This is a genomic window from Sulfitobacter geojensis (assembly GCF_000622325.1).
GTDB classification, from domain to species: Bacteria; Pseudomonadota; Alphaproteobacteria; order Rhodobacterales; family Rhodobacteraceae; genus Sulfitobacter; species Sulfitobacter geojensis.
In genome coordinates, this window is the sequence record NZ_JASE01000003.1 from 42,886 (window position 1) to 67,282 (window position 24,397).

The following is a 24,397-nucleotide window of genomic DNA, read 5'->3' on the forward strand; positions in this document are numbered from 1 at the left end:
GGCCTTGGTAGTCAGGTGTCATAGCGACACACAAAATGGAGATTAGGATGACCAAGATGAACGCAGTAGCATGGTTCGATATTTATGTGGATGATCTGGAACGGGCCGTCGATTTTTACGAAACCGTGCTGGGTCAAAAGCTGGAAGCAATGGGTGATCCAACCGGCGAAACGCAGATGATGAGCTTTCCCGCCGACATGGGGGCCTATGGCGCTGCGGGGGCTTTGACCAAATCGCCACACGCGTCCCCCGGTGTCGGTGGCACCATCATTTATTTCGCGGCTCAGGATTGCGCAGTGGAACAAGCCCGCGTTGAGGAAGCAGGCGGAAAAGTGATCCGGCCAAAGTTTTCGATCGGCGAATACGGATGGGTCGCGCTTTGTCAGGACACAGAAGGCAATATGTTCGGCCTGAACTCAATGCAGTAAGGCAGCGTTGATGATTAAGAATAGGGGCAGTCCATTGGGCTGCCCCTATTGTGTTTCAACTGCCGCCGGTGATTTCGGAAGGCTGCAATTGCCGAATGTTGATAATATGAATTATGTAAAAAAAGATGGTGCTTTCCTACAGCATACCGGTTGTTTGAGCGCAGACTGTATTCAACAGTTTTGAAAACGCCCGTGTGGCAACCGACGGTACCTCTTCGGCGCGGCTCATAATGCCGACGGCGCCTAGGGTCTGGGTCATGTCAAGCTTCAACGGTACCAAACGTCCTTGCGCGATGTCTTCGGCAACGACCCCCTTGCTGATGACCCAAACCGTGTCGGGGTCGGCGGCCGTGACAGCCCGCCCGAAAGCCGGTGACGCGGTTTCGATCCGGTTGTGAAACAGGGGTACGCCTTGGGCAATCAACATGCGGGCGACCAAGGGGCGGATGGCGGAATTTTTCGGCGGGTACAGCACGCGAAAACCATCCAGCGCTGCAAAGCTGGTGATCTGTGTCGCGCGGCTTTGGGGGTTGGCCACGATGACAACTTCTTCGGCGTAAAGCTGTTGAAAGCTCAGTCCGGTCATCGTGTCGAAACTGCCAAGCCGCCCGACAACAAGATCAAGGCCACCACTTCGCAGCTGTGCGGTTAAATCATTATGCGGCCCTTCGTGTATTTCGATCAACGTGTCGGGGCTGGTGGCTGCAAATCGCAACACGACATCAGGAAGCAACGAAGACGCAACACTGGGCAACGCGCCCACCCGCAGATGGCCTGCACCACTGCTTGTGGCTTGGATGCTGCGCAACCCGTGCCTTAACGCGGTGGTGCTTTGCTCCGCAAATTGCAAAAACACATCGCCTTCCGGCGTCAGGCTCACGCCCGCGCGACTGCGTTTCATGACAACGACGCCCAGTATTTCCTCTAGTTCCTTCAAGGTCTTGGAAATCGCCGGCTGGGTCAGGTTCAATTGCTGTGCCGCGGCCTTGAAACTGCTGGCCCGCGCAATTGCACTAAAGGCATCAAGGTGGCGAAACTTGATCCGTCGATCCATATTCTTGCCTTTTTGGGAAACTAAGCTGCACGATATCTCATTTTGAATATCCATAAAACTATGCGATGTACAGGTTAAGGGTTTCGACAACTGGTGCGGGAGGATGTCATGAAAACTCAGGTTGCAATCATTGGTGGTGGTCCGTCCGGTTTGCTGTTGTCGCAGCTGTTGCATACGCGCGGCATCGACTCCGTGGTGCTGGAGCGCAAGACTAAAAACTATGTGCTTGGCCGCATCCGCGCGGGCGTGCTGGAACAGGGGCTGGTCCGCCTGATGGAAGAAGCCGGATGTGCGACGCGTCTGCATGCCGAGGGCATCGCACATGATGGCACGCTGATTTCCTATGGCGAGGAAATGTTCCGCGTTAATTTCACCGAACACACAGGTAAGCCGGTGATGGTATACGGCCAGACAGAGGTGACGCGCGACCTGTATGAGGCGCGCGAAAAGGCCGGCGGTAAAATCGAATTCAACGTAGAGGATGTCGTGATCCACGACGGCGATACGGATGCGCCCTATGTGACCTATGTGGTTGAGGGTCAGACGCGCAAACTAGCCTGTGATTTTATCGCAGGCTGTGACGGGTTTCATGGTGTCAGCCGACAGGCCATCCCGCTGGAGGTGCGCCGCGAATATGAAAAGGTCTATCCATTCGGCTGGCTCGGAATTCTATCGAAAACCCCACCGGTCAATCACGAACTGATTTATGCCAATTCGCCGCGCGGCTTTGCGCTGTGTTCGATGCGTAACGAGAACCTAAGCCGCTATTACATCCAGTGTTCGCTGTCGGACAAACCCGATGACTGGACAGACGAGGCATTCTGGCAGGAACTCAAACGCCGCATTCCCGCGGAGCAAGCCGCAAAGCTGGTAACCGGGCCGAGCATCGAAAAATCAATCGCGCCTTTGCGTTCTTTTGTGACGGAACCGATGCGCTGGGGGCGCTTGTTTCTGTGTGGGGACGCCGCACATATTGTGCCCCCCACGGGGGCGAAGGGGCTGAACACCGCCGCGTCCGACGTGAATTACCTGTATAACGGGCTGTGTGATTTCTACGAAAACAACAGCACGGACGGCATCGACGCGTATTCGCAAAAAGCTCTGGCACGGGTTTGGAAAACCGAACGCTTTAGTTGGTGGTTTTCGTCGCTTATGCATACATACCCCGATCAATCAGCATTTGACCTCAAGATGCAAACCGCCGAAATTGAATTCCTGCGCACCAACAAGGCGGCGCAACAGGCGATGGCGGAAAACTATGTTGGCCTGCCGTATTGATACAGCGGTTTGCCCAAATCAGCACCCGTTTGCAAAAGGAGAGCGTGAATGTCCGACCAATTTGAAAAGGGCATGGCGACCCGCCGTGCGGTCCTGGGCGACGCCCATGTGGACCGCGCCGAAGCGAATAAATCCGAATTCGATGCGCCTTTTCAAACCATGATCACCGAAGGGGCCTGGGGCACCTTGTGGTCGGATGACAGCATCAGCAAACGCGAACGCTCCATGCTTACGCTGTCCCTGCTTGCCGCGACCGGCAATTTTGATGAAATCCCGATGCACGTGCGCGCAACCGCCAATACCGGTGCCAGCCCACAGGATGTCGTGCAGGCCTTTATGCATGTGGCCGTCTATGCGGGCGTGCCAAAAGCGAACCACGCGATTAAACTTGCCAAACAGACCTATGCAGAGATGGGAATTTCCATATGAGCATCCCGAATACACCGCCCAAATCCGGTGGCTACATCCCGCGCGACCGCAACTGGCAGCCCGACGCGCTGACGCCGCCCTATAAAACCAGCATCAAACGCAGTCCGCAATCCGCGCTTTTGTCCTTCCCAAGCACGCTAAGCGAAGAAACCTCGCCTGTTTTCGGACATCACATGCTGGGCGATTTGGACAATGATCTGATCCACAACTACGCCCAAGCCGGTGAAAGTGCGATCGGGCCGCGCATTATCGTGCACGGGCGGGTTCTGGACGAAACCGGTCGCGGTGTGCCGGGGGCTTTGCTGGAATTCTGGCAGGCCAATGCGGGCGGGCGGTATCGTCACAAGAAAGAAAGCTATCTGGCACCGCTGGATCCTAATTTTGGCGGCTGCGGGCGCACGATCACGGGCGAGGATGGCAGCTATGAATTCCGCACCATTCAGCCCGGCCCCTACCCCTGGCCCAACGGGATGAACGACTGGCGCCCCGCCCATATCCACTTTTCGATATTCGGCCACGGCTTTGCGCAGCGCCTGATCACCCAGATGTATTTCGAGGGCGATCCGCATATCAAACTTTGCCCCATCGTGGGCATCCTGAAAACCCAAGCGGCGATTGACGCGTTGACCGCACCTTTGGATATGAACCGCACGGTACCGATGGATAGCCGCGCGTTCAAATTCGACATCGTGCTGCGCGGCCAGCGCCAGACCTATTTCGAGAACCGCAAGGAGGGTCTTTGATCATGGTGCAACCTCTTCACTATCTTCGCGAAAGCCCGAGCCAGACGGCAGGTCCCTATGTGCACATCGGCTGTACGCCTAATTTTACCGGTATCGACATCTATGGCGGTGACCTTGGGACGGTGATGAAATCAGGGCCTGTGCAAGGTCAGGAGATCACCATCAAAGGGATCGTTTACGACGGCACCGGCACGCCCCTGCGTGATGCGATGATCGAAATCTGGCAAGCTGATGCTGCGGGTCTGTTTGCCTCGGCCAATGAAACACGCGGTACAGCGGATCCTAATTTCACGGGTTGGGGACGATCGCCAGGGGATATGAACACCGGCGAGTTCACTTTTGAAACCGTCAAACCGGGGGCCGTGCCCTTTCCCGACGGGCGGATGCAAGCCCCGCATATCACAGCGTGGATTGTCGCACGCGGCATCAACATCGGCCTGCATACCCGCATCTATTTTGCCGACGAACCCGACGCGAATGCTGCCGATCCGATCCTGACGCGGATTGAACATCAAAACCGTGTGCCGACCCTGCTTGCAGCGCCGCAAGATGACGGCAGCTATCGGTTCGATGTTCACCTGCAAGGGCCGAACGAAACCATCTTTTTCGATATTTGAGGTTCTTATGACCAACCCCTGCATTATCTGTGTCGCGATCACCGGCTCCCTGCCCACCAAAGACAACAATCCGGCTGTGCCAATCACCGTCGCAGAACAGATCGAAAGCACGCATCAGGCTTTCGAGGCCGGTGCCAGCATCGCGCATTGCCACGTGCGCGATGACGCGGGCAAACCGACCTCCGATCCAGAACGTTTCGCCCGCCTGAAAGAAGGGATCGAGGCGCATTGCCCCGGTATGATCGTCCAACTTTCAACCGGTGGCCGTTCCGGTTCAGGCCGCGAACGGGGCGGGATGTTGCCGCTTTCGCCTGACATGGCGTCCTTGTCGGTCGGGTCGAATAATTTTCCAACCCGTGTTTATGAAAACAGCCCTGATCTGGTGGACTGGCTGGCCGCTGAAATGCTGGCGCACAGCGTTAAACCCGAAATCGAAGCCTTTGACCTTGGCCATATCGTACAGGCCACGCGGATGGCCGCAGACGGGAGGCTAAAGGGGCCGCTGTATGTGCAGTTTGTGATGGGTGTGAAAAACGCAATGCCGGCTGACGAGCCGATTTTCGACTTTTACATCGAGACCCTCAAACGGCTTGCACCGGACGCGCAATGGTGTGCTGCGGGTATCGGACCTGCGCAGATTACCATCAACGAATGGGCGATTTCCAAGGGCGGCCATACCCGTACCGGTCTGGAGGACAACGTGCGTCTGGATCGCGCGCGACTGGCGCCGTCAAACGCGGCACTGGTGCAACGCGCCGTTGATCTATGCGAGAAATACGAACGTCCCGTCGCAACATGGCAACAAGCGCGCGAGATACTCGGGCTGCAATCCTAAAGGACAGGGGCGCAGGCCACCCCGGATCACGGCCAACCGTGTCAACGCACTGGTATACCAGAGGTCGCCTGTGCTAGATCAGGGCAAGCGGGATGCATCCCCTGCCCCATTGCGTCTAACACGGACATTGAACAGCTTATGCCTGATCCTGATCGACTGTTTCCATTGGAACGCGCCACAAGAACTCTGGCGCGTTCGCTTTATGAACAGGTAGCAGAGCTGGCGATCATCAGCCCGCATGGCCATACCGATCCGGCCTGGTTCGCGGGAAATGCGCGTTTTCCCGACCCCGCGCAACTGTTCGTCACGCCTGACCACTACGTCTTTCGCATGTTGTTTTCCCAAGGCGTGCCGTTGGAACGTCTGGGGATCGCGCCCCGCGACGGCCGCGCGTTCGAAACAGACGGGCGCGGCATCTGGCGCTTGTTCGCGCAGCACTATTACCTTTTGCGCGCAACGCCTTCGAAGATGTGGATTGATCACGCATTAAGCGATGTGTTCGGCGTTCAGGACGCATTGTCGGCAGACACGGCTGATGCGATTTATGACCACCTTTCTACCTGCCTTGCTGATCCGTCCTTTCGCCCCCGTGCCTTGTTTGATCGCTTTGGAATCGAAGCGCTGGCCACAACCGACGCCGCATTGGACCCGCTTGCGCATCACGCGACAATCGCAACGTCGGATTGGGGCGGGCGGGTCATTCCAACCTATCGCCCTGATGCCGTTATCGACCCTGATGCGGGTGATTTTAGTAAGAACCTGACCGCTTTGGGGCAGGTCACAGGCGAAGATACGCAGACATGGTGCGGGTATCTGAAAGCGCATCAGAAGCGGCGCCAACATTTCATCAAAATGGGGGCAACGGCCACTGACCACGGGCACCCTGATGCAACAACTGCCGATCTTGGTGGTGCAGAGGCAGAAGCGCTGTTTGACAAGGTTACCGCCGGTGACGGCACCGCGGAGGATCACAGGTTGTTTCGCGCCCAGATGTTGACCGAAATGGCGCAGATGAGTGTCGAGGACGGGTTGGTGATGCAAATCCACCCCGGTGCAGACCGCAACCATTCAACGAAGATGTTCGAGACCTTCGGTGCTGACAAGGGCTTTGATATTCCGAAAGCCGCTGAATATACCAAAGCGCTGCAACCGCTGCTGAACAAATTCGGCACCGATCCGGCGCTGTCTCTCATCGTATTCACGCTGGACGAGGCAACCTATGCCCGCGAACTGGCACCACTGGCCGGGGTTTATCCGGCGTTGAAAATCGGACCGGCTTGGTGGTTCTTTGACAGTCCCGAAGGCATGCGCCGCTACCGTGAAATGACGACCGAAACGGCAGGCTTTTACAACACTGTTGGATTTAACGATGATACGCGCGCTTTTTGTTCGATCCCTGCACGCCATGATGTCGCGCGGCGGGTGGATTGCGGGTATCTTGCCACTTTGGTTGAAACCGGCCGGCTAAGCCGCGCGGATGCGGCAGAGGTCGCCGTGGATCTTGCCTATGGGTTGGCCAAGAGAGCTTATAAACTTTAGGTTTTGTTGCGAAACGCGCGCGCTGTCCCAAAGACATGCGCGCGCGACCGGCGCTTTAGCTGAACAGCATTCCGCCGTTGATGTCGACATTGGTACCCGTAATGAAACCGCTGTCGTCACTGGCAAGGAACACCACCAGATTAGCCACATCCACTGGCAATCCCTGACGTCTGACCGGAGCTGAGGCTTCCAGTCCACGACGCGCGGCATCGGGTGTGTGAATGTTGTGAAAATCGGTATCAATCATGCCGGGGCAAATGGCGTTGACCCGCACATCCGGCCCCAGTTCTTTGGCCAGCCCCCGCGTCATCGTCATTACGGCACCCTTTGACGCGGCATAAGCAACCGAGCCCGGTCCGCCGCCGTCCCTGCCGGCCTGACTGGCCAGATTGACGATGGTGCCGGATGTCAGATGGGGCAAACTGGCCTTGGTCATCATAAAGGTGCTGGTCAGGTTCAGATCCATCACCGCATTCCAGTGATCCAGCGACATTTCCGCGATGGTTTTGCGCGCGATCAAGCCGCCGGTGTTGTTCACCAGCACATCAATGCTGCCGTACGCGTCAAGCGTGGCCTTAACCAAGGCATCGACACCGTCCTGCGTATTCAGGTCACCTTGTTTTGCAAATGCCTTGCCCCCTGCCGCAGTAATTTCGGCAACTGCGGCGTCGGCACCTTCGCTGCTGGAGTAATAATTCAGGGCAACATTGGCCCCCTCGGCAGCAAGCGCAACCGCACAAGCCCGCCCGATGTCACGCCCCGCGCCGGTCACTATTGCGGTTTTTCCCTCTAGCTTCATGAATTTGCTCCATTGGTTTGCGTCGACCCAGGATCATGCCGATCTTGCTGGCTTCCTGATCTGTAATCTGGTATGCTAGAATACATCTTGGTTTGAAATGCAATGACAAACTGACCGACTCCATGCCGCAACACGGAAACTTAACGGTTGTAGGGGCTGGCGCTATACCCGATCCGGCTTTAACCGATGGACCTCGCGGCAATGGGCAGGCTGCGCTAAAGGGTAGGATGGCAAATCGAACCTCCATCCATTAGGTTGCCCGGAAAAAGAGGAATGAAAATGTCATCACTAGCACGCACCAAAGAACGCAGAACCAGCGTCGACGTTGTGTTCGATGACCTCTACGATGCTATTGTGACGCTTGAGATGTTGCCCGGTGCCAAAATCTCCGAAGCGGAAATTGCGGCAAAGTTCGGCGTGTCACGTCAACCGGTACGGGACGCTTTCAGCCGGCTCGATAACCTTGGCCTGCTGTTGATCCGGCCGCAAAAAGCAACCGAAGTGAAACGGTTCTCGCTGTACGAAGTCACCAAATCCCGCTTTGTGCGTTCCAGCGTCGAAGCCGAGGTCTTGCGGCGCGCTGCTGATTGCGCGACCGAGGCAGACGGCAAGATGCTAGACTCCAATCTGGCGCGACAAGCGCTGGCTGTTGACGATGGAAATTACGAAGAATTCACGGATCTGGACTATGCCTTTCACAAAACGCTATGCGCGATTGCAAAGGTCGAATTCGCCTTTGAGGTTATTTCCTTTGAGAAAAGCCGCGTTGACCGTTTGTGCCGTTTGAGCCTGTCCAAGGAAGACCGAATGGGCCAGCTGTTGGAAGATCACCGTGCGATTGCCGAAGGTATCAAGGCGGGTGACAGGGAACGCGCCGTTGAGGCGGGGATGCTCCACCTTACCCGGCTTGACGCAACGATTGATGCGATATTCGCACGTAACCCCGAGTATTTCGAAGACTAACCTCCCCCGGCTTTTGCCATAGTTTGCGAAAACCCTGTCATCGGCAAGCGCCCCGATGGCAGGGTTTTTGCGTGTTTAGACCCTTCTTTTTGCCAAAACCGTTCCGATAAGGGCTCCTCAAAATCTGGGTAATTGACTCATCCCCGCACTTGAAATACTAGTATCCCAATTGCCGCAGAGACTCAGGGTTTGCTTGAGCGGAGCACGGCAAGAACAGGAATATCTTCTGGCATGTCCGGGCGATCCGGCCGCTGAAGGGAACCAATATGATCGGGAGGGATCAGAATATGAATGCGACGACACGACGTAAAACGCTCATCGGGGCCGCACTGGTAAGCGCAATGGCCATCGTTGGAACATCAGCAGGCGCAAAAGAACTGCGCGGCTGGAACATCCACGTCGAGGACTATCCGGTTTCCATTGCAATGGAATCGTTCATGGCCGAAGTGGCCGAGAAAACCGGAGGTGAAATCACCGGCAAGACCTATCACAACGGCGTTTTGGGCAGCCAGCCGGATGCGATCGAACAAATTCGCCTTGGCATCATTGATTTCGGTGAATTCAGCCTTGGACCGATGGGCCAATCGATCCCTGAAACCAACGTTGTTTCCCTGCCCTTCATCTTTAAATCCATCCCGCAGATGTATGAATTGATGGATGGTGAAGTGGGCGAGGCCATCGGCGCTGGTATGATGGACAAAGGCATGGTGCCGCTTGGGTGGTACGACGCCGGGGCGCGGTCGTTTTACAACTCCGTCCGTCCGATCAACACACCCGCCGATGTTGAGGGTCTGAAAGTCCGCGTGATGAGCAACGATCTGTTTGTCGGCATGGTCGAATCCATGGATGGGAACGCGACACCGATGGCGTTTGGCGAGGTCTATCAATCCATCAAGACCGGCGTTGTAGACGGGGCAGAGAACAACCCGCCGTCTTACGAATCCACCAACCACTTCGAAGTGGCCAAGTACTATTCATTGACGGAACACCTCATCATTCCCGAATGTCTGTGCATGAGCCTGAAGACATGGGAAAAACTGACGCCGGAGCAGCAGACCATCGTGAAAGAGGCCGGTCAGGCCAGCGCGACATTGCAGCGCGAACTGTGGCAGGCGCGTGAAGCGGCAAGCATGAAAACCGTTCAGGATGGCGGCACGACCGTGAACAAAATCGCTGACAAAGGTCCGTTTCAGGCCGCAATGGCACCTGTATACCAGACGTTTCTGGCCGCGAACCCCGATCTTGAAGGTCTTGTCGATATGATCCGCACTGCGGATTAATGCGGATTTGATCAAGCGAAGGCCCGTTTCATCGCAAACGGGCCTTCGTCGTCGCGCACTCTTACAGCATTTGATCGCGCAGATGAGGAGATGACGGTGGTGGGACATTCTTCCAAACTTGCCAAGCTTGAGGTGGCAACAGATGCTCTGCGCAAAGCGTGCATCTTTATCGCATCCGCAGCTTTGGTCCTGTTGGTCTCGACGTTTGGCTGGCTGGTCTTTGGCCGATATGTATTGAACGCCACGCCCACATGGGTGGAACAACTGGCCCTGCTGCTGGTGTGCTACATTGCTTTTCTGGGTGCCGCTGCCGGGGTCAAGGAAAACACCCATCTGGGCGTGTCCTTGTTTCGTGATATGATGCCCGTAGCGGTGCAAAAGGTGTTTATGATCGCTATTGATCTTATCCTTGCAGGGTTCGGTCTGGTCATGCTGATCGCGGGTATTGTCCTGATGCGATTTGGCTGGGACACGCTTTTACCGATGCTCGATATCCCCGAAAGCTTTCGCACGCTGGCCATCACATCCTGTGGCGCGTTGATCTTTCTTTTCTCCGGTTTGCGGGCCCTTGTGCGCATTCTTTCTTTCTCGGACTGGCACACAGTCCCTCAAGATCTGGAAATCTGACACATGGGCCTGACCATTCTGCTGCTCACTTTCGGCTTTTTCGTTGTCGCCGGAATGCCTGTGGCTTTCGCGATGGGGATCGCCGCCGCTTCTGCCTTTTGGTACGAAGGGTTTCCGGCGCTCATCACTTTTCAACGGGCGACGGCGGGTGTTTCGGTGTTCTCCCTGCTGGCCATTCCGTTCTTCGTTTTCGCGGGCGAGATCATGCTGCATGGCGGCATCGCCGCGCGACTGGTGCGCCTTGCCTCTGCTCTTGTGGGTCACCTGAAAGGTGGCCTGGCGATGGTAAATATCTTTTCGTCCATGCTGTTTGGCGGCATTTCGGGCTCAGCTGTGGCAGATATTTCCGCCCTTGGTTCGCTGCTTATTCCGGTGATGAAAGAACGCGGGTATCGGCCGGATTTTGCGGTCAATGTTACGGTCACTTCCTCCATCGCGGGGATTGTCATTCCGCCAAGCCACAACATGATCATCTTTGCCGTCGCCGCCGGTGGTGGCATTTCTGTTTCCAAACTGTTTCTCGCGGGCGTTATTCCCGGCATGCTGATGTGTTTCAGCCTTGCCGTTGCGGCCTATGTCATGGCGATCAAACACAAATACCCTGCTGAACCGTTCCCCGGCTGGGGTGTCGTGGGGCGCACCGCTGCGGATGCGATTCCAGGATTTATTACCGCTGTTATTATCGTCGGTGGCACGTTGTCGGGCGTTTTCACCGTCACTGAATCCGGTGCATTTGGCGCCCTTTATGCGGTGTTTCTGACCAAGTTTTACTACCGCACCCTGACGTGGCATGCTTTTGTCATGGCCGTAACAGGCGCTGTGCGCACCACTGCGATGGTGATGATCCTGATCGCGTTTGCCTCGTCCTTTGCCTATCTTCTGGCTCTCTATCAGGTGCCGGGCAAGCTCAGCGATTTGCTGGTGTCGATCTCTGAAAACCCGATCATTATTCTGCTGATGATCAACCTGATTTTGCTGGTGCTTGGCATGATCATGGACATGGCCGCGTTGATCCTGATCTGTACGCCGATCTTCCTGCCCATCGCAAAAGGTTTGGGGATGGATCCCACGCAATTCGGCATCATGATGCTGGTGAACCTCGGGCTTGGGTTATGCACCCCGCCTGTCGGGACGTGCCTGTTCGTTGGATGTGCCGTGGGCAAGGTCAAGATCGAAGACGCGCTTAAAACGATATGGCCCTTCTATCTGGCCATCCTGTTTGCGTTGATCCTGATCACATTCGTGCCTGCGTTTTCATTGTGGCTGCCGTCAGTGCTTGGGTAACGCAGGCAGACGGGGCACGTTTAGCTGGTCAGCGCAGACATCATATGGCGGGCACCATGATCTGACAGCCCTTGATACAGTCGGACGAGCACAGGTTCGATCCGCGCAGCGCAAGAGGCATCGAATATCTCGCCCAATGCCAAAAGATTGCGCACGGTCGTCGCGGGATCAGTGGATTGGGCAGCGCGCAAGGCTGGAGCAAGCGGGTCTTGTACATCAAACGGGGTACCCGCTTCGTCGATACCCCCTGTAAACCGCATCCAACCGGCGACGCCCAGCAAAAGCGCATCTGCATCCTGCCCGTCATTCAACCGGTCCAGAATCGTGCCTAACAGACGTTGGGGAAGCTTTTGACTGCCATCCATCGCGATCTGATAGGTCTTATGTTGAATTGCGGGGTTCGCAAACCGCTCCAGCAAGGTTGCGGCATAGTGGTCCAGATCGGTGTCTGGCGGTGCGATCAGCGTTGGCGCGATTTCACGCTGCCACAGGTGGCGCAAATACGTGGCCAGCACCGGATCTGCCGCCGCTTCGGACACGGTATTATGGCCGCTTAGATATCCCAGATAGGCCAGTGCAGAATGGGCCCCGTTAAGCATACGCAGCTTCATCAATTCGAACGGCAAGATGTCATCGACCAACTGCACACCGACGTCTTCAAAGACGGGGCGGTCGCCGGCGAATTCATTTTCGATCACCCACTGGCGAAAGGGTTCGTGCATGACAGGGGCGGCATCCCGCTGCCCGACCAGCGTATTAAGCGTTTCAATATCCGTGGATGTTGTCGCGGGCACGATCCGATCGACCATCGCTGACGGGAAGGTGCAGTTTGCCGTGATCCAGTCGACGGCATCCGGTGCGATTTCTTGCGCAAGGCGCAGAACAACGCGGCGGGTCAGTGCGCCGTTATCCGGCAGGTTGTCGCAAGACATGATCGTCAGCGGTGCCGCCCCCGCCCGCCAACGCGCGTGCAAACCGCGCACCAGATATCCGATTGCGGACCTTGGGTGGTCTTGCGTCTGATCACGCACAATATCGGGATGTGACATGTTCAGACGGCCGCTTGCGGGATCGTGGCAATATCCCTTTTCAGTGACGGTCAGGCTGACAATGCAGACATTTGGATCGGCAATCGCGTCGATCACCGCTTGCGGGTTTTCCGGCGCGACCAACACATCGCGCAGCACCTCGATCTGACGTGGCTTTATCCCGTCCGGTGTCAGTTCGGCGGCTGTATAAACGCAGTCTTGTGGCACCAATGCGTCGCGCACGGCGGGGCTGCGCAGGCTGACGCCCAAAACACCCCAACCGCCGAGATCCGCGAGATAGCTGGCACCATGCGCCCGAAAAAATGCCCCCAAACCAAGGTGAACGATGCGCACATCCGGTCGTGCAGCACCTTTCGCGGTAAGTTGCGAGGTGTCGGAAAACCCGTCCGCTATCGCCATTTAAACTGCTCCATAGATGTATTGTGCGATAGGCAGGGCAGCGATGTCACCGCAAATCTTGCATGGCGACCATATCCATATCGGTGAAATCAATGTTGTCCCCCGCCATCACCCAGCAAAATGTGTAGGCCGCAGTGCCGGCGCCCGAATGGATCGACCAAGGCGGTGAAATCGCGACTTCTTCGTTGGCGATAACAAGGTGACGCGTCTCGTCAGGGCGTCCCATAAAGTGAAAGACGCGCGCCTCTTCGGGGAGGTCAAAATACAAATATGCTTCCATCCGTCGGTCATGCGTATGCGCGGGCATGGTGTTCCAGACGCTACCGGGCTGAAACTGCGTATAACCCATCGCCAACTGGCATGTTTCACAGACGTCGGGATGCAGGAACTGGACGATGACCCGTTCACTTGCCGTTTCAGGGGTGCCCATTTCAATGCGGCGCGCCTGCGCAGGTGTCACCAGTCTGGTAGGACAGGTTTTATGCGCAGGTGCTGAGGTAATGTAAAACCGGCCCGCACCGGAAAACGTAACAGGGCCGGCACCCTTGCCGATGTACAGAATTTCGCCATATGCGACGGTGTGGGTGTCGCCCCCCACTGAAACCTGCCCTGTGCCCCCGATGTTCAGAACCGCCATTTCACGCCGGTCCAGAAAATGCGCCGTGCCGGTTTCTGCCATGTGATCCAACGTCAGCCCGGTCTGTCCCGGCACGGCAGCACCAAAAATCAGGCGGTCGTAATGGGTGTACACAAGGTTGATTTCGCCCTCTCTGAACAGCCCGCTTTTGTGGAAATTTTCACGCAAGGCGGTGGTGTCCATACTTTTGGCCGCAATGGGGTCAATGGCATAGCGGGTTTCACTATTAACAGTCATCGGGTCGTCCTTTTAAAGAAAATCATCACGGCGCGGCGTGAAGCAATCCACAAGGCGGCCCGGTTCAAGACAGACACATCCGTGCGCCGCCTCCGAGGGAATGACAAAACTGTCGCCGGGCCCGATTTCAAAACTTTCGTCCTCGATCGAAAACCGGAACCGCCCGCTTTCGACAAAGGTGGATTGCACATGGGGATGATTGTGCCGCGCGCCGGTTGCCCCGGCGGTCTGGAATTGAAAAGCCACGACCATCAGGTCCGGATGATCGGCCAAGACCTGACGCAAGACGCCTTCACTCGCTTGCACAACTGGAAAGTCGCTCATTTCCTAGGTTCCTTACTGACAGAATACGCATTCTGGTATGATAGTATGCCAGTTTTGAGAAGAAAAGCGCGATTGTACCCGATCATAATCCGGTATCAGATCGCGATCAGGTGATTGTCCCAAGCGAGTTTTCCCTGCCGCAAGGGGCGGATTCCTTGGTCGGTCACGGAACTGATACCGCCAAACCCGTCTGTTGCGATGAACCGCCCGTTTGCGGCGGCCAGCCCGCATACATCCGGTCTTTGCACCGCGGTGATGAAATCGCCCGTAGTTGAGAATAGGACCAAAAGATTGCCCTTTGGACAGCTGACCACGATGCCGCCGTCGTCTTTGGCGCAGGCGATGCTGCCGACGTAGCCTGCCATCTGGTAGGAAACCGCTGTCGGAACATCCAGCAAACGCGCAGCCTGCCCGCTTTGATGCAGCCCGACAAGCGACGGCGATGCACCCGCCTCGCCCTCCCATTGCATTGCAAAAGCGACCTGACCGCGACCATTGACAGCCAAATGACGGATAGAGCTTTTGTGCAGCTCGGACGGGAGGGTCATTTGGTCGATGATCTCGCCCGTGGCGGAAACATAGGTCAGGTTCGGCCGCATCTCGTCAATGTTCAACTTGGTGCGTTTGTCGTCGAGCGCAGCAATAATTCCCCCGTTCGCTACAACCAGAACGTCCTGTTCTGGTAGGCGCAGGATTTCATGTGGACCAATGCCGCCCGATGCAAATTGTCCGACCCGACGGTAGCCTTCAGCGCGCGCCCAAACGCCGATGCTGCCTGCACCGGTCGCATTGCTGATTTCGCCGGTAAACAAGGTCTCGCCGTCTTGTGCGAATACCCCGTGGCCTGTGAAATGCTGCCCCTGCGGTGCCATGAGCTCCTGTGCAACGCGCCCCGATACACAATCAATCACAAGCGCAAAAGTACCGGGCCTGCGGGCAAAAACCACAGCTTCGGGATAGTTCGGATGGGGCGCACCGGCATGGGCGCGATCAGGCAAGGCGATGCGGAAAGTTTCCTGTCCGGTCGGGGTCAGCCCGCACAGGACAAACGCGCCATCTCGGGCGCGCGCTGCCGCGAGGTAAGACGGACCGCCCACATCGGCCCATGTCAGCGCAGGCAGGCCCGCCGTTGCCAGAACGGAAGCGATAAAGCCGCGTCGCGTGCGCATTCAATCCCCATCCGCAGAATTGAACCCCGGTGCCACACCGAGCGCTGCACCAATTTCAGTCAAGGCAGCGGTTTGGATCTCGTCGACAGATTGCTGCAAGACTTCGATCCTGAACCGCCCCTGGCTGTTTGAAACGGTGGCCAGCGTTGGATCGTCGAGATCAGCGGCCAATCCCAGCGCCTTGTCGAAAGCGGCAAGCGTGTGCGGCGCATCGCCCTGTGTCAGATGGCGCGCAAGGTCGCGCAGCGCCTCTAACGACAACACCACATTGCGCAGGCTGCGCCCTGCCCGCCAGCTTTCTGCGCGTTTGGGACGGGGGCGTTCGAAACTCCCCATCGGGCGACCAAGCCGTTGATCTGCTGTGAATTCCAATCCCGTGATCAGGCTGGTGAAAAGGATCTGTGTGCCTTCCTGCGCCGTTAGAAACGCAGGGTTCCCCACAGCCCCCGCAGTGCGCAAAACGTCGGCATATCCCGTAACCCATGCGTCATGTGTTTCCCGCGCCATCACCGCAAGATCGGCGGTCAGCGCACGGATCAAGGCGCAGCCGTAGGGTCCCGCATCGGCAAATTGGGCATCAAAAAGTAGATACTCCAAGGCAACCAAGCCGCGTGCTGCAACCGAAATCTGTGCAGTGCCCTGAGGGGTATCAATCACCGGATCGCCGTCCGCGATCAATGTAGCAAGCGCGCGCCGCCCTGCCCCGCGTGTGTCCGGCCAAAAGGCAATACTCACGGATCTGCCTGCTTCTTCAACCGGACCGAACCGCAGATGGCTGACCTGCATCCAAGCATCAAATGTAGTGTGCCACGCGGGCTGCACCGCCTGAATGCTGCAATCTTCGCGCGCGGTAGTCGCCAGATCAGCGGCGGCACTGTCAAAGGCGGCGTAGCCTGGCAGAATATGTTGATCCACAGTCTGCGCAACATCCGCAAATGCAGGAGCAGCGGCCAAGCAGGTGATGAGGGCAATGACGTACTTCATAGGCTTTCCAGATAGCGGATTAATGCAGCACGGCTTTCGGCGGGCATGTCGATTACCGCATCGCGTTGGTTTGCTGCCTCTCCACCGTGCCACAGGACAGCTTCCAACAGGGATCGCGCCCGTCCGTCATGCAGGAAGTAACTGTGGCCGCTCACTGTTTCGGTCAATCCAATGCCCCACAGCGGCGCCGTACGCCATTCGCGCCCGTTTGCGCGCCCTTCGGGACGCTTATCGGCCAGCCCCTCCCCCATATCGTGCAGCAGGAGATCGCTATAAGGCCAGATCAATTGAAAACTCTGCTCCGGCTGCTCGGCAAGGCGTTCGGTGACAAATTTAGGGACATGACACGAGGTGCAGCCGGTTTGGTAGAACACCTCTTTTCCGCGCAGCACCACCGGATCATCGACATCCCGGCGTTCAGGCACAGCGAGATTGCGCGAATAAAAGGTGACGAAATCAAGCCCTTCGTCGTTGATTTCAGTCAACGCGTCGGTGCCGGTGCTGCCGTCCGGCGCAGCCCTACATTTCGTTTGCAAAGCAGTGCAATCGCCGGCTGGCGTATTGAACAACGTGCTGGAGATGCCGATGTCACCGGCAAAGGCGCTTGCCGATTGTTGCCGGATCGTCGGCTGACCGGCCTTGTGACCAAAGCGGCCCAACATCGGGCGGTCATATTCATGGGACCAGACAACCTGTGCCACACCGGAAATCCCGTCACCGTCGGCATCTTCTGGGTCTGCCAGCGCAAGGATGTCTTGTGCAGGGATCGCCTCAAGCAAACCCAGACCGATCATTTGTGGGGCCACTCTTGGCGACAACATCGCGCCCTCGGCAAGAGGACCATACCCCAGATTCGCCGCCCGGTAACTTGGCTGGCGCAAGGACGCGGTTTCCCCGTCAGAAAGGGCGATCTCGGTTTCCTTGTAGGTAACGCCGAAACTATATTCTGCGGCATGGCCCTGCACACCAAAGTCCTGCAACTGGCCACCGTAAACTGGATCTGGCGCTGTGCGTTCAGTGTTGGGATCAAGCGCATGCAGATAGCTTTCGATCGCACTCATATGCTCTGTTCCCTCGACAGGGACAGAAACCCGCAAAAAGATCGAAACCGCGCTGTCATCCGGTCCTTCGGGGGGATGGCCACGCCCGTCTTTCAGATGGCAGGACTGGCAAGAGCGGGCATTGAACAATGGACCCAACCCGTCAGAGGCCAGCGTAGAAGACGGCGAAGACACCCAGATTTTGGTAAACAGGCCATTGCCCAGTTGGAAATCAAGCTGACGTTCAAATGGGGCGTTACCCGAAACCAGAGAAAACGCATCGGCATTGTCGCGTGCCCGCACAGTCGCGCCGCCACCACTGTTTGTCTCAAACGGCTCGGCTCCGCTAAAATCAGTGGTCGGCGCGACGGCTTTGGCGATACGGGTGGTTTCCTGCGCCGTGCGCGGCACCACCTGTAAATGGGGCTGCACCAGATCACGGGTCAGCGCGACGGTATCCCCCATTGCGGAACCCGCACCGGCGATGGCAAGGGTCAGCATGAATGCAGGGCAGCACAAGCGTGGCATCAACGGGGGTCAGCTTTCTGTTGTCGCGAAGAGGATGCGTTGAAAAGGCACGGGTATCGCATCCTGCAATACCCATCCTGCGACCTTATTGGAACACGGCGTCGGGCGCATCAAGACTGTCGGACCCTTCCAGTTCAATTGCATTTAACTTGAGCGCGGTAACAGCGCGTTCGATAGATCGCGTTTGCGCAACAAGCGTGTCGACGGCCCCAAGGATTAATGCCTCGCCCGTTGCATTGCCACGTGCCAGCATCATGTCATACGCCATGCCGTTTTCAGTCGCGGTAACAATGTCTTTCAACGATGTGACGGAGGCGGCGATGTCGGTTTCCAACTGGTCCGCGATGGCCGGATCGGTTTCGTTCAGCAACTCTTTTAGCGAAGGACCGGACACCGTCGTACCGTCAAGGCGTGTGTAGCTGCCCTGATAGATATTCTGGATGCCGATGCCGTCATAATAATGACTGTACTGGGTGTTGTCGGAAAAGCAGTCGTGTTCCTCTTCGGGGTCATTCAGCAACACGCCCAGCTTCATGCGCTGACCGGCAAGTTCACCGTAAGACAAAGACCCCATGCCCGTAAGCATCATCGAAATGCCGTTCGTGTCATCGGCCAGAACCGCGTCGCGCGCTGCGCCGCCCTCTGACCAAGCCGCTGACATGAACGCCAGTTCGTCGATAAGCAGTGCGGTTGAAACGCGCAGATATGCGGCACGGCGGTCGCAGTTTCCGCCGGTACAGGAGGCTCCGCTGGCGTAATCCGTCCACGGCCGTTCGCCGGCACCTGCGTCGGTGCCGTTCAGATCCTGACCCCACAACAAAAACTCGATCGCGTGATATCCGGTTGCGACGTTTGCTTCGACCCCGTCCGCTTCTTGCAAGGTATCTGCCAGCAGCGCGGGCGTGATCCGGCTGGCATCAACCGTTTGACCGGAAAGGGTAAAGCTGGGGTTTGCAATTACGTTTAGCGCGGCAAAGGCGTTTTCGTCCGTCGCCCCGCCATAGGTCGCATCGACGTAATCAATCAGACCCTCATCCAGAGGCCATGCATTCACGCGTCCTTCCCAATCATCCACCATCGGATTGCCAAAACGGTACACCTCTGTCTGCATATATGGCACCCGCGCCTCCCGCCACGCCGCGCGCGCGGCTTTGAGGGTTGTGTCAGACGGGGCGGCAAGGAAGGCCTCAATCGTGTCTTGCAGGGACTTCGCCGCGATCAGGCTGTCGTCGTATTTTGCGGCGGCAATATCGGCGTAGGTCGTCAATACGGCCTCTTTTTCCACGGCATAGGCAGGAAGGGCACAGAGCGCGGTTGTAGCAAATGCAGCAAACAGCAATCGGGACATAAGGTTTCTTTCTGATTAATGAACCCGCTGCGATCCAACGGGTGCGACAGGATTTAAGGAATTGCGCGCAAGGCACAGGAAAGGATGCGCAAGGGCGCGGGCAAGGCGCACGGCCTCATATGCGGCGGGTGCCTTGAGCAGCGTAGTGGCAAACAGCATCGCTTCGTCCGCATCCGCCATCGCCGCCGCAGCGATCATATTCGCAAAGGCGCTTTCGTCCCCGCCAAAACAGGAACACTTGCAGTCATGGCGCATTAATGTGCGGCGCGACTGCGACAGAACCAGACGCATCAGCGCATCGAAGTCGGCCAGCGCCTGTGCAGCTTTGGGTTTGGCAGTGACGCTGGCGAAATCCGCAGCAATCGTATCGCGGGCCAAGCCGCCCTGACACCAAACCCGCAAAAACAGGATTGCGGTGGCTTCAAGCGGCGGAAGTTCGTGAATCATGCCGACCGGGGCTGCGCCGCGCGGGTTTGTTCGGGGTTGAGCCGGGAAATCTGAGTGCACGGTCATTTTGTCAGGATCAACTTGCCCGCCCGCGTGATCCGCAGCACGTAAACCACACCGTCCAGAACGATTTTCGCCTGATCGCCGGCCCCTATCAGGGTACGCGCATCATGCGACAGTGGGTCCTGCGCCTTGGGTTTTGGCGTTATCATATTCATGACGCCACCCCCAACCGAAGGGCCGCACGCATGGATTTATCGCCATGTCGGGCAAGACCGGAGGAGGCCAGCATCGTAGCCATGTTTGAGGTGTTTAACTTCAGGGTCGCATTCACTGGATTGTCGTCTCTGTAAAATTTCTGTTCCAAAACATCACCTGTTCAAGTCCGGGGATCCTGGCTGCCTTGAACAGGTTGCTTGGCTTGCTGTTAAACCTGATTGATTTAGTAAGGCTTGTCAATTCCGATTCTTTTACTCGGATATTGGGGGCGCCGAAACAGCCCACCCGCAAAACGTTTTACGGCTGACCAGTCCAGAAGCCTGACGGCCGCAGACGCTTGACAAGTTGAAAGGGGAAGCAACGCCGACGACGGCAAGGCGCTGTTTCAATGTAGGCAACAGGCTGCTGCTCGGGTTTTGGCCGGTCTGAAGGGCGGCCCATGTCGCCCGAATCGACCCGGTTTGATTAACCGGCGTCTGATTCCATTTCCAAACGTTTCTGCAGCAAAAGACGGGCACGATCAAAGGTGGGCTTTACACGTTTGGTCTTGCTTGCATTGGGACGAAAAGGCCGCCCGAGCAAAACCCTGACCGAAGATGTCAGGTTCGCTTTCTTCAGCGGTTCCGAACACGCCAGATTTGCTTCGATCAAAAGTTCCAGCCCGTTCCATTCGTCTTGGATTTCTGAGGTCGTAATCAGAATGAAGTTTCCCGACCCGACATATGCCCCCAAAAAGCGCGCATGATCTGCGGCCGCTGCAATCGCGATCCATGTTTCTTTCAGAATGATCTGCAACTCTTGCTTTGTGCAGTTCTCGTACAATCTGTCGAACGCACAAATATGTGCGGCAAAAACCGATGATTGCTCGACACGATGCTTTTCCATTGTCGACAGGTAGTTCCCAAGGGAAAACTCGTCTGTATGATGGTCCACCCCATTAATCAGCGCCGCGTCTTCAAAGGCAATGTCGTGTTCGCCTTTCATTTCCAAGGGTTTGGGCACCATCGGCCCCACATCCAGAGCTTTGCGATTTTCAGCCATCATGCGTTCTGCAACTTGCAGTCTGGGGCCAATACCTTTCACGTCGAACGGTTTGGTGATGTAGTCATTTGCGCCCGCCGAAAATGCTGTCTCGATCGAGTGGCTATCGGACATTGCTGTAAGCATGATGATTGGCGAATGGGCGTAAAGCGGAAGGTTTCGAATGCGGCCACATAACTCGACGCCATCCATTTCCGGCATTGTGATGTCCAACACCAAAACATCGAAGCGCTCGTCAGGAGGTGCAAGCAGGTCCAAAGCAGCAGAGCCTGATCTGACAACAACTGTTTCATGACCCTCTTGCCGCAAGATCACTTGCAGCAAATCCAGGATAACCGGATCGTCATCGACAGCCAGCACTCTCATATTCATCACTCCAACACCATAAGTTGATTTTAGACACTCCCGCACAATCTAGACAATTTTGTGAAAAGACTATGCCTTTTCTGGGCGATTACCGGAAAATGAACGACTTCCGCCTTATTCCATCAGAAGTTGTCTTAATGTTTCCACAAACAGAACATTCATTTGCCGAGGATGTCAGCTTCTATGGAACGATAAACAATGGCGAACCGATAACGAGCACCGCCCTTAGATAGGAAACGACAGCAATGCGTATTTTGGTAGTGGATGATGATCCCGTAATTTTGGATCTGCTGGCTGACACCCTGAAGGAAGACAAGGGGTATCACCTTCACATGTACGCTTCGGCCGAAAGCGGGCTGGAAGCCTTGCACAAATCAAAAGAGCCGTTTGACTGCATCCTTCTGGACATCATGTTACCCGGCATGGACGGCATCCAGATGTGCGAGCTTTTGCGCCAGACGACGCAATGTAGCGCAACGCCGATCCTGATGATCACTGGCAGCAATGAAGTCGGTTTGATGGCGCGGGCCTTCGAAGCCGGTGCAACGGATTTTATCAACAAGCCGCTCAAGCCCGAGGAGTTGACCGGACGGGTGGTGATGGCCGGGTTGCTGAACAAAAGCCTCGCCCAGGCGCAGCACACCATGAGTACCCTCAGCGAGCAGTTGAAGTTGAAATTCGAAGAACCTGTCGATTTGAAAGTCGACGGCGTGTCAAACATTCTGGCCCATGAAAACGAACTGCTGCGGTGCAATGCAGGGTGCTTTGCGATGACGATGTTTACCGTAAACATTTCCGGCATGCGCGGCATCTATCGCACCGTACGCGCGCCGGCATTCCGCAAATGCCTGCAGACAATTGCAACGGCCGCCGTCGCGACAATGGCTGACTACAATTTCAGGCTCTCCTATGTCGGCAGCGGTAAATTTTTCGGCAGCATCATGGAGCGCAAGCGCCTTGACCACGACGCCCTGACAAAGGCATTCGAAGAGCGCCTGAAAGCCGATTGGGATTTTGCCCAAACCGGTGTTCCGGTGCCACCAACCTGTCATATTCGGGCCGTTTCCAGCCAACGCATGTGGTCGAATCTGTCGGCAAGCGACAAGCTGCGGGAATGTTTGTCTAACGATGGCAACATCCACAATCTAACACAGGACGAAGAAAACGACCTGTTCGCAAGGTTAGACAACAGGCTTACGCAGGAAATCTGAACAGGTGGCTTTGGCGAATTCCATGACAATCTGCATGTTTTTGAAGGATTGTTTCAAAACGCCCAAATTTGGCCATCTTTCACCTCCAAGTTGAGGATAGAGATTAGGACACCTGCCCCCGCCAGTACGGCGGACACAGGCAACGGAGAAGAAAATGAAAATTCTAGCGGTCGATGATGATCCAATTATTCTAGAGCTGCTGGACCAGTTTGTGACCGCGATTGGTGAACACGAGCTCACGACTGCCATGTCCGGTCCCGAAGCGCTTGAATTGCTGGCGTCTTCTAAACCTGATGCTTTCGACTGTTTTCTCTTCGATATCCAGATGCCCCAGATGGACGGCATCACCTTAACCAAACATGTGCGCGCCTCGACGAGATATGCCGACACGCCGATATTGATGCTGACCGCGATGTCGGACAAGCGTTATGTGGACGCGGCATTTTCCGCTGGTGCAACCGATTATGTCACCAAACCGTTTGAAGTGCCCGAACTGCGTGCACGTCTTGGATTGGTTGAAGGGTTGGTGCAAGCACGCCAGTCACGCACCCGCAAGATTTTCGCAACGCAGAATATTTCGGCACCGACACAGCCCGACGCACCGGAAAATGCGCTTGAGCTGCACGAACCGATTTCGATCTATGACGTTGATAATGTGATTGAATACATGGCGATGCAAAACTATGTCGCGCAGCTTTCGCGCGGTGCATTGTTCGGATCGACCACTTTTGCCTTCACGATCCGCAAGATCGAAGAACACCATCAGGCCATGTCGCCGTTTGAATTCTACAGCCTCGTTTCCGACGTGGCAGAGGTGATTTCCGATACTTTGGCAGGCCACCAGTTTCTGATGTCCTACGCCGGGAGTGGCACGTTTGTGTGCGTCACAGAAAGCGGCTGGCGCCCGAATATGACGGCCCTGATGGACGCGGTGAACCTGTCTTTGTCGCGCACCGAACTTTATGACAATTCGGCGCAACGGCTTTATGTGCGGGTCAGTGCGGGCGAAGCGATCCGTTTGATCTGGAAGTCAGAGAACTCGGTGATGGAAGCTGTGGCAGCGGCCCACACATCCGCCGAAGCGGCAAGCGAAGCGCATGAACGGTCCTTGACGGACTTCTGGATCGCCGAGCAGCGGGCATGAAGGATATCGCAGATATGTTGCCCGGCATCGAACGCATTCAACAACGTTTTCTGGACATGTTGAAAGACCGGCAGGGCACAATTGCCCATCACGTGCTTGCTGCTTGGGAAAGCAAGGTAGCGGGCGAGGTTGTTGGCCATCTGGACGCGGCCAAAGCTGTTTTGCACCAAATTGCCGGCAGCGCGGGTTCTCTGGGGTTTGACGAGCTTGGACAGGCGGCACGTGACTGTGAAAACGAAATCATTTCGCATCTGCGCAGCCCCGAGGGCGAGTTGATCACCCTTCCCGCAGGCTTGATGAAACTGCTCGGGAACTTCCTGACGCTTAGCAAGAATCTGATCGGCGACAGCTGATCGGAACTTGCCTTGCAGCTTGTAC

The 24,397-nt window shown here is 56.4% G+C and carries 26 protein-coding genes; 14 read left to right on the plus strand and 12 right to left on the minus strand.

Annotated features, from left to right (window positions below; all coding sequences use genetic code 11):
* The first annotated feature begins 47 nt into the window (after positions 1 to 47).
* Entirely contained in the window at positions 48 to 428 is a 381-nt protein-coding gene (locus Z947_RS0101495; protein WP_025042541.1) for a VOC family protein, read from the plus strand.
* 136 nt (positions 429 to 564) lie between these two features.
* Here Z947_RS0101495 and pcaQ read toward each other — a convergent pair whose 3' ends face one another.
* Complete coding sequence (pcaQ, locus tag Z947_RS0101500; RefSeq protein WP_025042542.1) at positions 565 to 1,482, minus strand: pca operon transcription factor PcaQ; 918 nt, start codon at positions 1,480 to 1,482, stop codon at positions 565 to 567.
* A gap of 108 nt (positions 1,483 to 1,590) precedes the next feature.
* Between pcaQ and pobA the strand changes: the two genes are divergently transcribed.
* From pobA to uxaC, 6 genes are all read left to right on the plus strand, one after another.
* Positions 1,591 to 2,760 carry a 4-hydroxybenzoate 3-monooxygenase gene (pobA, locus tag Z947_RS0101505; RefSeq protein ID WP_025042543.1) on the plus strand — a complete coding sequence of 390 codons (1,170 nt, stop codon included), beginning with the start codon at positions 1,591 to 1,593 and terminating at the stop codon, positions 2,758 to 2,760.
* A 48-nt stretch (positions 2,761 to 2,808) separates the two neighbouring features.
* Positions 2,809 to 3,189 carry a 4-carboxymuconolactone decarboxylase gene (gene pcaC / locus Z947_RS0101510; RefSeq protein ID WP_025042544.1) on the plus strand — a complete coding sequence of 127 codons (381 nt, stop codon included), beginning with the start codon at positions 2,809 to 2,811 and terminating at the stop codon, positions 3,187 to 3,189.
* Positions 3,186 to 3,932, plus strand: a complete 747-nt coding sequence (pcaH, locus tag Z947_RS0101515; RefSeq protein ID WP_025042545.1) for a protocatechuate 3,4-dioxygenase subunit beta — start codon at positions 3,186 to 3,188, stop codon at positions 3,930 to 3,932. The genes pcaC and pcaH overlap by 4 nt, the downstream gene beginning before the upstream one ends.
* 2 nt (positions 3,933 to 3,934) lie before the next feature.
* The gene (gene pcaG / locus Z947_RS0101520) at positions 3,935 to 4,549 is read left to right on the plus strand and encodes a protocatechuate 3,4-dioxygenase subunit alpha (RefSeq protein WP_025042546.1); all 615 of its coding nucleotides are present in this window, start codon (positions 3,935 to 3,937) and stop codon (positions 4,547 to 4,549) included.
* Between the two features lie 7 nt (positions 4,550 to 4,556).
* Complete coding sequence (locus Z947_RS0101525; RefSeq protein ID WP_025042547.1) at positions 4,557 to 5,384, plus strand: 3-oxoadipate:acetyl-CoA acetyltransferase; 828 nt, start codon at positions 4,557 to 4,559, stop codon at positions 5,382 to 5,384.
* A gap of 138 nt (positions 5,385 to 5,522) precedes the next feature.
* On the plus strand, positions 5,523 to 6,923 hold the full coding sequence (gene uxaC / locus Z947_RS0101530) for a glucuronate isomerase (protein ID WP_037938543.1): 1,401 nt from the start codon (positions 5,523 to 5,525) through the stop codon (positions 6,921 to 6,923).
* Positions 6,924 to 6,978: 55 nt separating this feature from the next.
* Here the strand turns inward: uxaC and Z947_RS0101535 are convergent, their stop codons facing one another.
* A complete protein-coding gene (locus Z947_RS0101535) occupies positions 6,979 to 7,722 on the minus strand; it encodes an SDR family NAD(P)-dependent oxidoreductase (RefSeq protein WP_025042549.1) in 744 nt (247 codons plus the stop codon).
* Between the two features lie 279 nt (positions 7,723 to 8,001).
* Here Z947_RS0101535 and Z947_RS0101540 point away from each other — a divergent pair, with 279 nt between their 5' ends.
* The 4 genes from Z947_RS0101540 (at position 8,002) to Z947_RS0101555 (ending at position 11,876) form a co-directional block, all read left to right on the plus strand.
* Positions 8,002 to 8,685, plus strand: coding sequence for a GntR family transcriptional regulator (locus Z947_RS0101540; protein ID WP_025042550.1), 684 nt, complete (start codon positions 8,002 to 8,004; stop codon positions 8,683 to 8,685).
* A gap of 287 nt (positions 8,686 to 8,972) precedes the next feature.
* Complete coding sequence (locus Z947_RS0101545) at positions 8,973 to 9,965, plus strand: TRAP transporter substrate-binding protein (RefSeq protein WP_025042551.1); 993 nt, start codon at positions 8,973 to 8,975, stop codon at positions 9,963 to 9,965.
* A 99-nt stretch (positions 9,966 to 10,064) separates the two neighbouring features.
* Positions 10,065 to 10,592: a TRAP transporter small permease gene (locus tag Z947_RS0101550; RefSeq protein ID WP_240477496.1), complete on the plus strand. Its 528-nt coding sequence runs from the start codon at positions 10,065 to 10,067 to the stop codon at positions 10,590 to 10,592.
* 3 nt (positions 10,593 to 10,595) lie between these two features.
* Positions 10,596 to 11,876, plus strand: coding sequence for a TRAP transporter large permease (locus Z947_RS0101555; RefSeq protein ID WP_025042553.1), 1,281 nt, complete (start codon positions 10,596 to 10,598; stop codon positions 11,874 to 11,876).
* Between the two features lie 20 nt (positions 11,877 to 11,896).
* Here the strand turns inward: Z947_RS0101555 and Z947_RS0101560 are convergent, their stop codons facing one another.
* The 10 genes from Z947_RS0101560 to Z947_RS21370 all read right to left on the minus strand — a co-directional run bounded on the left by Z947_RS0101560 (position 11,897) and on the right by Z947_RS21370 (position 21,670).
* On the minus strand, positions 11,897 to 13,324 hold the full coding sequence (locus Z947_RS0101560) for a mannitol dehydrogenase family protein (RefSeq protein ID WP_025042554.1): 1,428 nt from the start codon (positions 13,322 to 13,324) through the stop codon (positions 11,897 to 11,899).
* Between the two features lie 46 nt (positions 13,325 to 13,370).
* On the minus strand, positions 13,371 to 14,198 hold the full coding sequence (kduI, locus tag Z947_RS0101565) for a 5-dehydro-4-deoxy-D-glucuronate isomerase (RefSeq protein WP_025042555.1): 828 nt from the start codon (positions 14,196 to 14,198) through the stop codon (positions 13,371 to 13,373).
* Between the two features lie 12 nt (positions 14,199 to 14,210).
* Complete coding sequence (locus tag Z947_RS0101570) at positions 14,211 to 14,522, minus strand: cupin domain-containing protein (protein ID WP_025042556.1); 312 nt, start codon at positions 14,520 to 14,522, stop codon at positions 14,211 to 14,213.
* A gap of 95 nt (positions 14,523 to 14,617) precedes the next feature.
* Entirely contained in the window at positions 14,618 to 15,691 is a 1,074-nt protein-coding gene (locus Z947_RS0101575; RefSeq protein ID WP_025042557.1) for a DUF1513 domain-containing protein, read from the minus strand.
* On the minus strand, positions 15,692 to 16,675 hold the full coding sequence (locus tag Z947_RS0101580) for an imelysin family protein (protein ID WP_037938548.1): 984 nt from the start codon (positions 16,673 to 16,675) through the stop codon (positions 15,692 to 15,694).
* Positions 16,672 to 18,180: a di-heme oxidoreductase family protein gene (locus Z947_RS0101585; RefSeq protein ID WP_240477501.1), complete on the minus strand. Its 1,509-nt coding sequence runs from the start codon at positions 18,178 to 18,180 to the stop codon at positions 16,672 to 16,674. Before Z947_RS0101585 ends, Z947_RS0101580 begins: the two co-directional genes overlap by 4 nt.
* A gap of 148 nt (positions 18,181 to 18,328) precedes the next feature.
* A complete protein-coding gene (locus Z947_RS0101590) occupies positions 18,329 to 19,591 on the minus strand; it encodes an imelysin family protein (protein WP_025042560.1) in 1,263 nt (420 codons plus the stop codon).
* A gap of 15 nt (positions 19,592 to 19,606) precedes the next feature.
* Positions 19,607 to 20,038: a hypothetical protein gene (locus Z947_RS0101595; protein ID WP_156026605.1), complete on the minus strand. Its 432-nt coding sequence runs from the start codon at positions 20,036 to 20,038 to the stop codon at positions 19,607 to 19,609.
* Positions 20,039 to 20,100: 62 nt separating this feature from the next.
* On the minus strand, positions 20,101 to 20,250 hold the full coding sequence (gene hemP, locus Z947_RS21760) for a hemin uptake protein HemP (protein ID WP_064502492.1): 150 nt from the start codon (positions 20,248 to 20,250) through the stop codon (positions 20,101 to 20,103).
* Positions 20,251 to 20,722: 472 nt separating this feature from the next.
* A complete protein-coding gene (locus Z947_RS21370) occupies positions 20,723 to 21,670 on the minus strand; it encodes a response regulator (RefSeq protein WP_025042562.1) in 948 nt (315 codons plus the stop codon).
* Positions 21,671 to 21,909: 239 nt separating this feature from the next.
* Between Z947_RS21370 and Z947_RS0101610 the strand changes: the two genes are divergently transcribed.
* From Z947_RS0101610 to Z947_RS0101620, 3 genes are all read left to right on the plus strand, one after another.
* Entirely contained in the window at positions 21,910 to 22,875 is a 966-nt protein-coding gene (locus tag Z947_RS0101610) for a response regulator (protein ID WP_025042563.1), read from the plus strand.
* A 154-nt stretch (positions 22,876 to 23,029) separates the two neighbouring features.
* Positions 23,030 to 24,019 (plus strand): response regulator, encoded by a 990-nt coding sequence (locus Z947_RS0101615; protein WP_025042564.1) that lies wholly within the window; start codon positions 23,030 to 23,032, stop codon positions 24,017 to 24,019.
* Positions 24,016 to 24,372 carry an Hpt domain-containing protein gene (locus Z947_RS0101620; RefSeq protein ID WP_025042565.1) on the plus strand — a complete coding sequence of 119 codons (357 nt, stop codon included), beginning with the start codon at positions 24,016 to 24,018 and terminating at the stop codon, positions 24,370 to 24,372. Before Z947_RS0101615 ends, Z947_RS0101620 begins: the two co-directional genes overlap by 4 nt.
* Positions 24,373 to 24,397: the final 25 nt, after the last annotated feature.

Excerpts from the sequence above, each read along its gene's own strand:
- Z947_RS0101525 (WP_025042547.1), top strand. The coding sequence starts at position 4,557 with ATGACCAACCCCTGCATTATCTGTGTCGCGATCACCGGCTCCCTGCCC.
- uxaC (WP_037938543.1), top strand. The coding sequence starts at position 5,523 with ATGCCTGATCCTGATCGACTGTTTCCATTGGAACGCGCCACAAGAACT.
- Z947_RS0101540 (WP_025042550.1), top strand. The coding sequence starts at position 8,002 with ATGTCATCACTAGCACGCACCAAAGAACGCAGAACCAGCGTCGACGTT.
- Z947_RS0101575 (WP_025042557.1), bottom strand. The coding sequence starts at position 15,691 with ATGCGCACGCGACGCGGCTTTATCGCTTCCGTTCTGGCAACGGCGGGC.
- Z947_RS0101535 (WP_025042549.1), bottom strand. The coding sequence starts at position 7,722 with ATGAAGCTAGAGGGAAAAACCGCAATAGTGACCGGCGCGGGGCGTGAC.
- Z947_RS0101580 (WP_037938548.1), bottom strand. The coding sequence starts at position 16,675 with ATGAAGTACGTCATTGCCCTCATCACCTGCTTGGCCGCTGCTCCTGCA.
- kduI (WP_025042555.1), bottom strand. The coding sequence starts at position 14,198 with ATGACTGTTAATAGTGAAACCCGCTATGCCATTGACCCCATTGCGGCC.
- Z947_RS0101545 (WP_025042551.1), top strand. The coding sequence starts at position 8,973 with ATGAATGCGACGACACGACGTAAAACGCTCATCGGGGCCGCACTGGTA.
- Z947_RS0101555 (WP_025042553.1), top strand. The coding sequence starts at position 10,596 with ATGGGCCTGACCATTCTGCTGCTCACTTTCGGCTTTTTCGTTGTCGCC.
- Z947_RS0101560 (WP_025042554.1), bottom strand. The coding sequence starts at position 13,324 with ATGGCGATAGCGGACGGGTTTTCCGACACCTCGCAACTTACCGCGAAA.
- Z947_RS21370 (WP_025042562.1), bottom strand. The coding sequence starts at position 21,670 with ATGAATATGAGAGTGCTGGCTGTCGATGACGATCCGGTTATCCTGGAT.
- pcaC (WP_025042544.1), top strand. The coding sequence starts at position 2,809 with ATGTCCGACCAATTTGAAAAGGGCATGGCGACCCGCCGTGCGGTCCTG.
- pobA (WP_025042543.1), top strand. The coding sequence starts at position 1,591 with ATGAAAACTCAGGTTGCAATCATTGGTGGTGGTCCGTCCGGTTTGCTG.
- Z947_RS0101495 (WP_025042541.1), top strand. The coding sequence starts at position 48 with ATGACCAAGATGAACGCAGTAGCATGGTTCGATATTTATGTGGATGAT.
- Z947_RS0101615 (WP_025042564.1), top strand. The coding sequence starts at position 23,030 with ATGAAAATTCTAGCGGTCGATGATGATCCAATTATTCTAGAGCTGCTG.
- Z947_RS0101570 (WP_025042556.1), bottom strand. The coding sequence starts at position 14,522 with ATGAGCGACTTTCCAGTTGTGCAAGCGAGTGAAGGCGTCTTGCGTCAG.
- Z947_RS0101620 (WP_025042565.1), top strand. The coding sequence starts at position 24,016 with ATGAAGGATATCGCAGATATGTTGCCCGGCATCGAACGCATTCAACAA.
- pcaQ (WP_025042542.1), bottom strand. The coding sequence starts at position 1,482 with ATGGATCGACGGATCAAGTTTCGCCACCTTGATGCCTTTAGTGCAATT.
- Z947_RS0101595 (WP_156026605.1), bottom strand. The coding sequence starts at position 20,038 with ATGATTCACGAACTTCCGCCGCTTGAAGCCACCGCAATCCTGTTTTTG.
- pcaH (WP_025042545.1), top strand. The coding sequence starts at position 3,186 with ATGAGCATCCCGAATACACCGCCCAAATCCGGTGGCTACATCCCGCGC.
- Z947_RS0101610 (WP_025042563.1), top strand. The coding sequence starts at position 21,910 with ATGCGTATTTTGGTAGTGGATGATGATCCCGTAATTTTGGATCTGCTG.
- pcaG (WP_025042546.1), top strand. The coding sequence starts at position 3,935 with ATGGTGCAACCTCTTCACTATCTTCGCGAAAGCCCGAGCCAGACGGCA.
- hemP (WP_064502492.1), bottom strand. The coding sequence starts at position 20,250 with ATGATAACGCCAAAACCCAAGGCGCAGGACCCACTGTCGCATGATGCG.
- Z947_RS0101585 (WP_240477501.1), bottom strand. The coding sequence starts at position 18,180 with ATGGGGGATACCGTCGCGCTGACCCGTGATCTGGTGCAGCCCCATTTA.
- Z947_RS0101590 (WP_025042560.1), bottom strand. The coding sequence starts at position 19,591 with ATGTCCCGATTGCTGTTTGCTGCATTTGCTACAACCGCGCTCTGTGCC.